Annotated in this window: 13 protein-coding genes; 5 read left to right on the top strand and 8 right to left on the bottom strand. The window is 67.3% G+C overall.

Features of this window, described 5'->3' with window-relative positions:
• The first annotated feature begins 159 nt into the window (after window positions 1-159).
• The gene (locus tag ACILR9_RS32915; protein ID WP_395714219.1) at window positions 160-741 is read left to right on the top strand and encodes a hypothetical protein; all 582 of its coding nucleotides are present in this window, start codon (window positions 160-162) and stop codon (window positions 739-741) included.
• Window positions 742-798: 57 nt separating this feature from the next.
• Here the strand turns inward: ACILR9_RS32915 and ACILR9_RS32910 are convergent, their stop codons facing one another.
• The 4 genes from ACILR9_RS32910 to ACILR9_RS32895 form a co-directional block, all read right to left on the bottom strand.
• A complete protein-coding gene (locus ACILR9_RS32910) occupies window positions 799-1143 on the bottom strand; it encodes a c-type cytochrome (protein WP_395714218.1) in 345 nt (114 codons plus the stop codon).
• Between the two features lie 21 nt (window positions 1144-1164).
• Entirely contained in the window at window positions 1165-1365 is a 201-nt protein-coding gene (locus ACILR9_RS32905) for a hypothetical protein (protein ID WP_395714217.1), read from the bottom strand.
• Window positions 1366-1410: 45 nt separating this feature from the next.
• A complete protein-coding gene (locus ACILR9_RS32900; protein ID WP_395714216.1) occupies window positions 1411-1713 on the bottom strand; it encodes a hypothetical protein in 303 nt (100 codons plus the stop codon).
• Between the two features lie 169 nt (window positions 1714-1882).
• Window positions 1883-3748: a dihydroxy-acid dehydratase gene (locus ACILR9_RS32895; RefSeq protein ID WP_395714215.1), complete on the bottom strand. Its 1866-nt coding sequence runs from the start codon at window positions 3746-3748 to the stop codon at window positions 1883-1885.
• 305 nt (window positions 3749-4053) lie between these two features.
• Here ACILR9_RS32895 and ACILR9_RS32890 point away from each other — a divergent pair, with 305 nt between their 5' ends.
• Both ACILR9_RS32890 and ACILR9_RS32885 read left to right on the top strand, forming a co-directional pair.
• Complete coding sequence (locus tag ACILR9_RS32890) at window positions 4054-4542, top strand: DUF4142 domain-containing protein (protein ID WP_395714214.1); 489 nt, start codon at window positions 4054-4056, stop codon at window positions 4540-4542.
• Window positions 4543-4736: 194 nt separating this feature from the next.
• Window positions 4737-6044, top strand: coding sequence for an FAD-dependent oxidoreductase (locus ACILR9_RS32885; protein ID WP_395714213.1), 1308 nt, complete (start codon window positions 4737-4739; stop codon window positions 6042-6044).
• Between the two features lie 50 nt (window positions 6045-6094).
• Here the strand turns inward: ACILR9_RS32885 and ACILR9_RS32880 are convergent, their stop codons facing one another.
• Window positions 6095-7654: an acyl-CoA carboxylase subunit beta gene (locus ACILR9_RS32880; RefSeq protein ID WP_395714212.1), complete on the bottom strand. Its 1560-nt coding sequence runs from the start codon at window positions 7652-7654 to the stop codon at window positions 6095-6097.
• 331 nt (window positions 7655-7985) lie between these two features.
• On the opposite strand from ACILR9_RS32880, the gene ACILR9_RS32875 reads away from it, so the two are divergent.
• Complete coding sequence (locus tag ACILR9_RS32875) at window positions 7986-9140, top strand: FAD-dependent monooxygenase (protein ID WP_395714211.1); 1155 nt, start codon at window positions 7986-7988, stop codon at window positions 9138-9140.
• A 67-nt stretch (window positions 9141-9207) separates the two neighbouring features.
• Window positions 9208-9384 carry a hypothetical protein gene (locus ACILR9_RS32870; protein WP_395714210.1) on the top strand — a complete coding sequence of 59 codons (177 nt, stop codon included), beginning with the start codon at window positions 9208-9210 and terminating at the stop codon, window positions 9382-9384.
• Window positions 9385-9500: 116 nt separating this feature from the next.
• Here ACILR9_RS32870 and ACILR9_RS32865 read toward each other — a convergent pair whose 3' ends face one another.
• The 3 genes from ACILR9_RS32865 to ACILR9_RS32855 form a co-directional block, all read right to left on the bottom strand.
• Window positions 9501-9776 (bottom strand): hypothetical protein, encoded by a 276-nt coding sequence (locus tag ACILR9_RS32865; protein ID WP_395714209.1) that lies wholly within the window; start codon window positions 9774-9776, stop codon window positions 9501-9503.
• 267 nt (window positions 9777-10043) lie between these two features.
• The gene (locus ACILR9_RS32860) at window positions 10044-11366 is read right to left on the bottom strand and encodes an ATP-binding protein (protein WP_395714208.1); all 1323 of its coding nucleotides are present in this window, start codon (window positions 11364-11366) and stop codon (window positions 10044-10046) included.
• Between the two features lie 7 nt (window positions 11367-11373).
• Complete coding sequence (locus tag ACILR9_RS32855) at window positions 11374-12087, bottom strand: response regulator (protein WP_395714207.1); 714 nt, start codon at window positions 12085-12087, stop codon at window positions 11374-11376.
• Between the last annotated feature and the right edge of the window lie 125 nt (window positions 12088-12212).

The raw sequence follows: 12212 nt of genomic DNA, 5'->3' as shown, positions 1-12212 counted from the left end.
CATTCCGGCCCGGCACCACGAGCGGCCGTGGAGGAGCGGGATGGCAGGGCGCCCAGCTTCGAGCAAATCTTCGACCAGCCTGTCAAAATCCCGGCACTGGGCCGTCAGGGGGATATGCGGCGCCGCGCGGTGCGGCCGCCGTCCCTGATGGAGAAGTCCATGTTCAAGCGCTCTCGCATGGCGGTTTCCGCCTTTCTGGCCCTGGGTCTTGCCGGCGCGCTGGCCGGTTCGCTGGCGGCCCCCGCTTCGGCGGCGCCGGGTCAGGTCTGCTACTTCGGCGAATGCCGCGCCTCGACCGGCCAGAACGTTCAGCCGGCCCCGGCACCAGCCTCGACCAAGTCCCGCGTCGTCGCCCGGAGCGGCAGCTGGAGCGTCACCCTGGTCGGCGACGGCGCGATGATCGTCGACGAATTCGCCAACGGCTCGAAGTTCGCCATCCTGACCTACCCGGAAGGCAAGCTGGGCCTGCTGTTGACCCATCCCGACTGGCGCCTGAAGCAGGGCCAGCGCGCCGAGATGTCGATCCGCATCGACGGCGAGGTCTTCAAGGGGACGGCGGTGGCCGACGAGCACGGCATGCTGGAGGTCGACGGCGCCAGCAAGGATCTCCTGAAGGCGCTCTACAACGGCCGCCAGGGCCGCATCGAGGTGGGCGGCTACAGCTTCGACATGACCAATCTGGCCGATGCGGCGGCGGTGATCGACAAGGCGGTGGCCCATCTGCAGGCCGCCTCGCGGTAAGACGATCCATCGAAGCCGGACGCGCCCGCAGGCCGGGCGCGTCCACAGGCGTCCGGCTCACTTGCCGGGCGTCGAGTTGCTGCTGCGCAGGGAGAGGATGTAGGCGATGATGTCCTCGCGCTGCTCGGATGACAGCCGGAACATCGGCATGCCGGCATGCGGTGTCGTCAGGGCGACGGTCAGCGCGGCCGTCGTCATGCCCGGTGTCGCGGCGAGCTGCGGAAAGGTCGGCGCGCGCGGGTTGGGCGACAGGAGCTGTTGCGGCTGGATCGCATGGCACTCGAAGCACACTTGGCGCGCCAGGGAGAGGCCGTGGCGTGGGTCGCCGGCGTCCTGTGCGTGAAGCGGCGCGACCATGGCGGCCGTCAGCAGGAAAGTCGCCAGGCTGGCTGGAGTCTTCATCGTTTGTCCTCGCCCCGACGATCAGCAGCCGGCCGGCTGGTCTTTGTCGGCCCAGTCCCGCCAATGAGAGGGATCGATGTCGACCCGCTTGCCGGTGTCACTGATCCAGCCTGACCGCGACCGCCGGCAGCGGAAGGCGAGGGCATGCACCTCTCCCTCGATCACGCTCAGCTGCAGATCGCGACCCCACGGCGCACTCTGAATCGGTTGCCAGTTGCACATGCCAGCTCTTGTAGCGGCCGTCGTCCCGCTCTGGGTTGACGCAGATCAAGGGCGCGGGATGTGCCGGGCGGCGAAGGCGGCATTCGGTCCCGGCGGCGTCTGGGTGTCGGCGGCGCCGACGGTGATGTAGGCGGGGATCGCCATGCGGCGGAGACCGGTCTCGTTCATGCCGAAGGCCTTGATGATGCCCGGCGCCATTGCGAAGGCGGCCTTGACCCGCAGGTCGCGCACCTGGAGCGCCGGCGCCGGGTCGACCGGCAGGTCGCGCCGCAGGTGCTCGGGCACCATGCGATTGTTGCGCCAGCCTTCCTGGAAAGCGCGGTAGCCCGCGATACTAGAGTGGATCATCGGATGCGCCGATGCCGCCTTGCAACCCTCGCTGGCGCCGCGCTTTCGTCGGACGCGCGAGCGCGTCCGAAAACGCTGCTGAAGCGGCGCAAGCGGATCAGTGATCATTGCCGGGACGCGCCACTTCAGGCGGAGCAACCGCGGGAACGGGCGCTCCCGGCCATGAGTCTCAGAACACCTTGTTCTTGTCCGGCCGGTGCCTGTTGCGCAGCTTGAAGCCCGAGCGCTCGGCCTTGCGCGGGTTGCGCACCCAGACCTCGCGGTTGGGATGCAGGCCGCCGCCGCGGGTCGCCGGGACCGCCGTGGCGCGCGCGCGATGGAGCAGGCGGGTGTCGGCGGCACCACAATTGGGATGGATGCCGCCATTGTCGGCCACCGCCTTGTCCCATGCCGCCTTGCGCCCGGCGGCGACCGCCGGATCTTTGAGCGCCGTGCAGGTGAGCTCGTCGGTGTTGAGGTCGGCCACGATCTCGTCGCCCTCCTCGATCAGAGCGATCGGCCCGCCGAGCGCGGCCTCGGGCCCGACATGGCCGATCACCAGGCCGACCGAGCCGCCCGAGAAGCGTGCATCCGTCATCAGCCCGACGACGATGCCGCGCTCCCGGCACAGCGCGGTGATGCGCGAGGTCGGGTCGAGCATCTCGGGCATGCCCGGCGCGCCGCTCGGGCCTTCGTAGCGCACGATGATCATGTCGTGGTTCTGGAAACGCTCGGGCGTCTTGTCGAGCGCCTGCAGCAGGCTCTGCTCGCCCTCGAACAGGCGCGCCTTGCCCCGGAACACGTTGTTCTCAAGGCCGCCCTCGACGCCGGCGAGCTTCAGGATCGCCGAGAAGTCGGGGGACAGGTTGCCGCCCAGCACGCGCAGGCCGCCGGTCGGCTTGTAGGGTTTCTCGACCGGATAGACCACCTTGCCGTCGGCCGGCCTGGCGCCCAGCCGCTGGACCTGGGCCGCGAGCGTCTCGCCGGTGCAGGTCAGCACGTCGCCGTTCAGCAGCCCGGCATCGAGCAGCTCGCGCACGATCACCGGCACGCCGCCGATATTGTCGATGTCGACCATCGAGTACTTGCCGTAGGGCCGGGCGTCGGTCAGCACGGGGACGACATGCTGCGAGAGGTAGTTGAACTCCTCCGGCGTCATGATCTCCTTCCAGAAATCGCCGTAGCCCGCGGCGCGCGCGATCTCCGGCGCGTGCAGGGTCACGTTGGTCGAGCCGCCGATCGCCATGGCGACGATCACCGCGTTGCGGATCGAATCGCGCACCACGATGTCGCGCGGCTTCAGGTCCTTGTCGATCAGGTTGGCGAGCAGGCCGACCAGCTCGCTGGCGAACTCGTTGACGCGGCGCGGATCGTCGGACGGCGGCGCCACCATGTGCAGGGGCTCCATGCCGACCACGCCGATGAAGGTCTGCATGGTGTTGTAGGTGAACATGCCGCCGCAGCTGCCGATGCCGGGGCAGGCGTGGCAGGCGATGTGATGGCGGTACTCGGCGTCGGGGTGGCCGGCAACCTGGTAGGCGCTGACCAGGTCGATCGCCTCGCCGGTCCTGGGGTCCTGACCCGGATGGATCGGGCCGTCCGACATGATGATCGCGGGCCGATTGTGCTCCAGCAGCGCGGCCAAGGTGCCGACCGGCGGCTTGTCGCAGGCGACGACGGCGATCGTGCCCGCCAGTCCGCTGCCGTTGAGATGCTCGCACAGCGAGTCGTTGGTGATCTCGCGGCCGATCAGCGAATAGCGCATCTCGCGCGTGCCGTTGCGGATGCCGTCGGAGATGGCGATTGTGTATTCGGGCTGCACCAGCCGCATCTGGAGCTGGTTCGAGCCCTTGCCGATGCGGTTGCGGAGCTCGGCATGGATCGCATCGACCTTGGCCATGACGCCGAGATAGCACTGGCTGTCGCCCTTGGTGCCGACGACGCCGACCGACGGCTCGTGGATCAGGTCCGGGTCCGTGCCCAGCGCGCGCGCCACCCCGAGGGTCTGGGAGGAGCGGCCGGGATGCCGGTCGATGAGCACGTTGGTCGGTTTCATTGCGCTTGCCTTCAGGGTGGTTGGGTGCGGTCTCGATTTGGCCGGAAAATGCCCACCCGCCGAGGGATTGGCAACCTCGGGAACAGCCGCAGCGGAATCGACGCGGTCAACGCACCGGCGAGCGTCCGCACCCAGCCCGGCCGCCCCGACGACGATCGGCTGGGCAGCGTTACTGTTCTTGGATACAATCTCGGGAACGTCTGATCAGTCTCGACGTTGAGTCAGCAGCCAGCCGCGGCTTCGGCTACCGCCTGTGGGCCTGATGGGGGATGATCATGCTTCTTTTGAACCGTCGAACCGTCCTGTTGGCCGTTCCGGCCGCAACCTTGGCCCATGTGTCGGCGGCCCTTGCGGTCGACGCCCTGCCGGATGCGCGCTTCGTGGGCTTCTGCCAAGCGGTGAACGAGTTTGACATTGCGTCCGGCCAGCTGGCGCTCGCCCGCTCCGCCAACGAAAATACCCGAGGCTACGCGACCCGGTCGATTGCCGAGGCGACGGACGCCGGGCAAAGGCTCGTCAAGTCGCGGCAGGAAGCCGGCGTCTCGTACGCACCCGACGGCGCCATGGGCTCCAAGACCGCCAACCTGCTGCAGCAGCTCAACGCCCTGCAAGGCCCGGCTTTTGATACGGCCTATGCCAACGCGCAGCTGTCGGTGCAGACCGATTCCGAAGCGCAGCTCGGTGCCTACTCGCAGAACGGCAAGAGCGGGCCGTTACGGCGCTACGCGCAGGAGTCGCTTCCCAAGTCGCAGCGTCAGCTCGAGAACGCCAAGCGCCTTGCCGGCGGCCGCTGACGGCCGCGAAGGAAACTCATCGCCGGCAGCGCGCCACTCCAGGTTTGTGAGTTTATTGCCAGCGACAAGCTACGGCGCGTGCCCGACAGAAAAGGTCCCTCGCTGCGCTCGGGCCCTTTCTTCCCCCCGAAGCCCTCGAGAATGGCTTTTCGCCTGCGCAACCACCTGCAAAGGCCTCGTCCGGGCGGCGCTCCATGGCCAAGAACGACCGGTCCTTGATAGGCTGTGCCATGAGTTCCGAGTCGTATGACGTTGCCGTGGTCGGCGGCGGCAGCGCTGGCGTTGCCGCCGCGGTGGCCGCGGCGCGCGTTGGCGCGCGCACGGTGCTGCTGGAAAAGGCCGGATGCCTGGGCGGTGCCTCGACGCTGCGCAATGTCCTGACCTATTGCGGCCTCTACACGTTGGCTGACGCGCCGCGCCAGGCGGTGGCCGGCGTCGCCGAAGAAGTGCTGCAGGGGTTGCGCAGGCTGGGCGCGGTCACCGGGCCGCAACGTCATCGCGGCGTCTTTGTCGTGTTCGATCCGGAGGCGGTGAAGCGCGTGCTCGACCGGTTGTGCGCCGAGGCCGGCGTCGACGTGCTTCTGCATGCGTTCGTGAGCGATGCGACGCGGTTGGAGGAGCGGATCTCCGGTGTCGCCTGGCGCGACCATGGCGGCGAGCACCGGATCCGTGCCGGCGCGTTCGTCGATGCGAGCGGCGAGGGCGATCTCGCGGCGCTTGTTGGCGCGGCGACCCGCTACGGCAACGACGGCGCCGTCAACCTCGGGACTCTCGCCACGCGTTTCGGCGGCATTCCGCGCGACGCCGTCGTATCGGCTGATCAGGTGAGCGCAGCCATACGGGCGGCCCGCGCCGCCGGACGCGGCCCGTTCAGCAAGGAGCGCAGCGTGATGACCCGATTGCCGATTTCCGGCGACGTCGTCTGTTACCTGGCCTCGGAGGACTATGATCCACGCGACGCGCGAAGCCACAGCATGGCCGAGAGGCGCGGGCGCGAGCAGGCTTGGGCCTATCTCGAGGTCATTCGTGGCCTGCCCGGATGCGAGAAGGCATATCTCGCCGCGACGGGACCTGAGTTCGGCACGCGCGAAACCCGCCACATCGAGGCCGTCTATCAACTCACGTGGCAGGATGTGGTCGAAGGGCGGCTAATGGCCGACAGCATCGGCCTCGGCGCCTGGGGCGTTGAATGGCACGATCGCAAGACGTTCGAGAGCAGCTTCGTCTATCCGCCGGGCAAGGCGGCCTACGAGATCCCTTTGCGCTGCCTGATGAGCCAGGACACCGCCAATCTTTTCGCCGCGGGTCGCGTTGCCGACGCGGACCGCATGGCCGGCGCCAGCCTGCGGGTGATGGGCACGGCGTTCGCCACCGGCCAGGCCGCCGGCATCGCGGCGGCGAGCGTCGCGGACCGCGGAAGCGTCGACGTCGAGGGCGTGCGTCGCACGCTGCGTGCGCAGGGCGCGCTGATCGAGGCGAGCCAGCTCGCCGCGACAGCGTAGGGGCGGCGGTCCAGGAAGAGCATGAAACTCATCGCTGGAAGCGCGCCTCGCTACGGCAGATACGGCATCGCCGGCGGGCCGAGCTGCTCGCGCAGGATCGGCTGGGCATCCTCGACGAAGTCGCACAGGAGCGCACGCGTCTCGCGCGGGTCGATGATGTCCTGGCCGGTTGCCTCGGCGGTGCGGAAGGGCGAGGCGAGGGCTTGCAGGCGGGCCTCGATCTCGCGCAGCTTGGCCGCGGGGTCGGGGGCGGTATCGATCTCGCGGCGGTAGGCGGCTGCGGCGCCGCCGGCGATGTGCATCGATCCCCAGCTTGCCGACGGCCAGCAGTAGCGGCGGAACATGCCGTGCGGCCGGTGCTGGCACTGGCCGGCGACGCCGAACAGCCGGCCGACGACGATGGTGCACCACGGCATGCGGCTCAGGTTCACCATCGTCATCAGGCGGGCGCCGGCGCGCTCGATGCCCTGCTTCTCCGAGTCGAGGCCGACCAGGAAGCCGGGCTCGTCGGCGAACGAGATCAGCGGCAGATGGAAGGTGTCGCAGAGCTGCATCAGCCGCATCACCTTGGAGCCGCCGGCGACGTCGGTCGCACCGCCGCCGCGCATCGGATCGTTGGCCATGATGCCGACGGGGAAACCATCGAGGCGTGCCAGCCCGGTCACGCGCGCGCGGCCATAGAACGGTGCGATCTCGAAGAACGAACCCTTGTCGACGACGAGGTCGATCAGCTTGCGCACGGCGTAGGGCTTGCGCCGGTCGCGCGGCACCAGCGACAGCAGCGCCTCCTCGGCGCGCGCCGGCGGATCGGCTGCCTCGCTGCGCGGCGCCATCTCGTGCACGCTTCTCGGCATGTAGGACAGCCAGCGCCGGATCTGGGCGAAGGCATCGGCCTCGCTGTCGGCGAGATTGTCGACGCAGCCGCTCACCCGCACGTGGATCTGGTCGCCGCCCAGCTCCTCCTTGGTGATGTCGTAGCCCAGCGCCGCCTTCACCACCGGCGGACCGCCCGGGAAGATCTGGCTGATGCCCTGCACCATGATCGAGAAGTGCGACAGCGGTGCCTCGACGGCCGGCAATCCCGCCACCGAGCCCAGCACCGCCGAGACCGCCGGCACGGTCTGCAGCAGGCGCACGTCGTGCTGACCCCAGCTGTTGCCGTCGGGCAGATAGGTGCGCCCGATGGTCTCGAAGCCGCGCACGCTGCCCCCCGCCGCATCCAGCAGCCGCACATAGGGCAGCCGCCAGGCGATGGCGCGCTCGACCGCGGTCGGCTCCTGGCCGATCGCACCCCGAAACTCGGAAGAGGCCGAGCCGCCACGCACCGTGAAATCGCCGGCATTGACCACGACCTTGCGCCCGTCGACGCGCACCATGCCTTCGACCGAGCCCTTGGGCGTGAAGGCGGCAAGGCGGTTGCCGTCGTAAGTGGCGCTGCCGACCAGCCCTCGGAACTCCCGGAACGAGCCGGGATCAGCCAGCGCCTCGATGCGCTCGCGCACCGTCAGCTTGCCGCGCTGGCGCTGGCGGGCGATGCCCTCGGGGCCGCCCAGGGCCAGCGCCATCTCCCGGCGACGGCGCAGCTCTTCGACTTCTTCCTTCCAGCTCATGGCTCGATCCTCGTGTGCAGCGTGTGCCCTTGGAGATGAAAGATCCCTCGCTGCGCTTCGGGATGACAAGGTGCGTTTTTCGCCAGCAAGGCCGTCATCCCGAGATCGCCCCACGGCCGCAGGTGCGGCAGGGTCGAACAGCCACGCAATGATTTGCCCTCAGCGTGCCCCGTCATGCGGAGTGGAGGGTTCATGACCTGTGCGGACCGCGGGCTGCGCCCCTGGATCCGCCGATCCTGCGCCCGCGATGGAACGGCTGCGCTGCGGGCAAAGCACGGCGCAACGGCGTATGATTTCCTCGACCTGCCCTGAACAATCGAGTGATACGAGAATGACAGCGAGCGCCCAGCACATCATCGTCATTGGAGCCGGCATCGGCGGCCTGGCAGCGGCCCTGGCGCTGCAGCAACGCGGCTTCAGGGTGTCGGTCTACGAGCGCGGCGCGGAGATCCGCGAGTTCGGTGCTGGCGTGGTCATCGCGCCCAACGCCCGCCGCGCCCTGCGCGATCTCGGGGTCGACGAGGCCTTGGAGCGGCTCTCCGCGTCGGCGCCGCTCATTCACACCTGCATCTACAACACCGGCGAGATCATCCGGACCGACCGCAACGAGGCCATTTCCGCACGCCAAGGGATGGGCGTGCTCCAGGTCCATCGCGGCGACCTGCATGGCCTGCTGCTGCAGGCGGTCCAGGCCAACGATGCGGGTGCGGTGCATGCGGAGCACACCTTCGTGTCGGTCGACCAGGACATGGCGGGGGTTACGGTTTGCTTCTCCAATGGCGCGAGCCGGCGCGCCGACGCGGTGATCGGCGCCGACGGCAACAGCTCGGCCGTCCGCACCTTCCTGTTTCCCGGGGAGACCCCGAAATTCACCGGTCAGGTCGCCTTCCGTGCCCTCGTTCCCGATGAGTTGTGTCCGCCGGTCGTCCGCGAGCGCGGGTCGGCGATGTATCAGGGACCGCGGCGCTACCTGCTGCACTATCCGCTGCGCGGAGGCCGGATCATGAACCTGATCGGCTGCGGGCAGGCGCTGTCGTGGGAGGAGGAGGGTTGGGCAATCCCGGCGACCAACGATGAGTTCCTGCACCACTATTCAGACTATGCGCCCGAGCTCCTGGAATTGATCCGCAACGTACCGCCGGGCGAGCTTTTCAAGTGGGGTCTGCGCGATCGCGAGCCGCTTGCGACCTGGACGCAGGGCCGGGTCGCCATGCTGGGGGACGCCGCGCATCCCATGCTGCCGTTCCTCGGCCAGGGCGCCTGCATGGCGCTCGAGGACGCGCTTGTGCTGGGGCGCGCTTTCGCTGCCGCGCGGACGGTCGACGAGGCGCTGGCGCGCTACGAGGCGGCGCGCCGCACCCGCGGCACAAACGTGCAGCTGTGGACGCGCGAGGAGGGCATCACCTTGCAGGATCCATCGCGCAAACGACGCACGGCGCTCGATCGCGGCCTGTTTGACTACGATCCGGCGACCGTGCCGGTGTGAGCGCCTGCAGCGGGAAATAAGGGCTTCAGACTTCGATACTGGCCGTGTCGCCAATTTCGGCGCCGCCATGGTGCTGGCGCTGGTCCTGCTCGCGCTGACCGGCAGCCTGATCATCGTGCAATGGCGGCTGCTGCGCGGCCGCGCCTACACCACGGTGTCGGGTCGCGGCTTCAAGGCTGCCTGGTGGTGCGCCTGCTGGCGCGGCGCGCGTTGCGGTCGCGGGCAGGGTCGGTGGACTGCATAGGTCCAATTGGTCGTTCGCCAGCGACTGGAAGCTCAGAAGGGGAGATGACGGACTGCCCTGAATTCGATCGCCGGGGGCCCGACGATGGGCTATGTAGCGCGCTCGCGCCCTCTTGGTTAGTTGGGCTTTTGAGTCGGTGGCATCGTCGACGGCGACATGACGGCCTGCTGCGCCAACCCTTGCAGAAAGCCGTTGAGCTGCCCGGTGAGCGTCGGCAGGGCGGAGATTGGCAGAACCAGCCGGCAAGCCGTATGCTTCTGGGCGGTCTGCGGACCACCGGGGACCGGCGGGTCAAGCCGCTTTACGACAAACTCGATCCGAACAACCGGCCCGTCTGCCCAAATCTTCTCGATGAAGTCGACGAAGGTTTCCGTGATCTCGGGATGATCCACATATGTCAAAGATGCCACCAACGGTCGGCCTATCGGCTGAGAAGTCATAGTAGATGTCCTTGGTCATAGTGACTGCCTGCATATCGGTCTGGCGCGGGCCATTCTCCCGGCGTTGCGTCACTACCAAACGCCAAGAAACAAGACATTGCATTTTCGGCACCACAACAATGCCGACATGAGGAGCCGCCGTTCCAGTGGCAGCCTGGCGGCCGTTTGTAGCGTTTGGTTTCGCAGCCCAATCGGGAAACACTTCGTTACAAAAACGACCTAAGCGAGAGGGCGCGCAGAAATGCTCAAGTCGAGGCGGGCACAAAGGCCGTTCGGCTGATTGCTGAGCAGAGTAAGCTGGCCGTCGTGGCTTCTCGCAACATCGTCCGCGATTGCCAGTCCGAGACCGAATCCACCGCCATCCATCCGGGCGGGGTCCATCCTGTAGAACGGCCGGATCACAGCTTGTCTCTCGTGCGCCGGGATGCCCGGCCCGTCGTCGACGACCTCGATTCGCGCCATGTTCGAGGCGGGCTTACTGACGTGGACGCTGATCCTCGTGCCATACTTCGTGGCGTTCTGAACGAGGTTCGATACCGCGCGCGAAACCGCCAGAGGACGGACCCAGCCGGCAACCCGTTCTGCAGCCGCGAACTCCACACTGAACCCGGCATCCGTGAACTCATCGCAGATGGTGCCGACCAGCGATGCGAGATCAGTCCGCTCGAAATTCTCGGGCACGCTGCTCTGGCGAAGGCTTGTAACGGCATCAGCGATGGAGTTCTCCATCACGTCCATGTCGCGCCGCATGCGGCTGCGGAGCTCGGCGTCATCGATGTCCTCCGTCCGCAGACGCAGTCTCGTGAGCGGCGTCCGCAGGTCGTGACTGATTGCCATCATCATCCGGGTTCGATCGCCGACCAGCCTTAGTATGCGCTCTCTCATCCTGTTGAAGGCGCCGGTTGCTCTGCGGATCTCGGCAGGCCCTTCCTCGGGAAGCGGCGCGTCTGCGCCATCCAGGCCGAATCTCTCCACCGCGGCAGCAAACCTCGTGAGGGGCGCGACGATGCGAAGACCAGCCCACAACGAGAGTGCGATGCTCAAGGCGACGAATATCAGCAGCGGAGGAAGCATCGGGAAAACCAAGGGTGGGGGTGCCGGCTGGGCCAGGCGTACGACGAACTCCTGACCATCCCCCATTTGCGCCCCAAGTCTCAATCGCCCGGAAGAGTCTTCGACCGCGACCGCAATCCGAATGCGCCCGCCCAACGCCGCGGTCAGAGCTTCGGAAATCTTGGGCAGCGCGCGGCCGTGGGTGCCTTCCGAGGTCGGCACCAGACGACCGAAGTCTATTTGAATCACCTGGTCTCTCAGGTTTTCCACCACCAACGCTCTCGATGCCGGCGCCAGGGCATCCAGCGTTCGAAGCAGCGGTGCCACGCGATTGGCGGTCATCTGCACCCTGAGATCGGTGCCGGTGCCCGATTGCAGTATCAGAAACAACAGCGCAACCAATCCGGAGGATGTGACGCCGGTAAGGAAAACCAGGATCGTTATCTGCGTCCGGATGCGTGTTCCCAATCCGGCTTTGGCCAGCTGCATTGCGCGCCTAATCCGCGGTTACGTCCGGGGTGAAGATATAGCCGCCGCTTCGCACGGTCTTTATGAGCTCGGGGTCGCGCGGACTGCTTTCGATCTTACGGCGAATGCGGCTGACCAGGATGTCGACGCTGCGATCGAGCGGCGTGCCGCTGCGTCCTTGCGATAGGTCGAGCAGTTGATCCCTGGTCAAGGTGCGTTGCGAGTGCCTGCAGAAAGCGAGCAGGAGGTCGAATTCGGCGCTCGTCAGAACGACGCGACTGCCTTCCGGATTGTGCAAGTTCCGGGTCACCGCATTGATGTGCCAGCCGCCGAACCGCATCGACGTCGGCTGTCCGGCCGTTTGGCTCGACGTATTGGAGCGGCGCAGCACGGCCCTGATCCGGGCGAGAAGCTCGTTCGGCTCGAACGGCTTCGGCACGTAGTCATCCGCCCCCATCTCCAGGCCAACCACTCGGGCTACGGGATCGCCGCTCGCCGTCAGCATGATGATGGGCAGCGAGGAGACCGCCCGCACCCGCCGGCAAATGCTCAGTCCGTCTTCATCGGGAAGCATCAGGTCGAGGACGATCATGTCGATCTTCGATGCCCGCATCAGCCGATCCATGCCCTTGGCGTCGCCGGCGGTCGAAACCCTGAGGCCGCGCCTCTCGAGAAAGCGTGCAACCATCGTGCGGATCTCACGATCGTCCTCGACGATCAACACATGGGGGGAACGAGCCATGGTCGCAGTCTATGCCGCCGGCCGCGATGGCAGCACAAGAAAGCAGGAATCTCCTGAAGGCGCACCGACCCGATTGTATTGCAACTGGACGCCGGGGGATGTCGTCAACGGGGATTGCAATCGGG

The organism is Reyranella sp., from assembly GCF_044224635.1.
Lineage (GTDB): Bacteria > Pseudomonadota > Alphaproteobacteria > Reyranellales > Reyranellaceae > Reyranella.
This window is presented reverse-complemented; position numbering and strand designations above follow the sequence as displayed.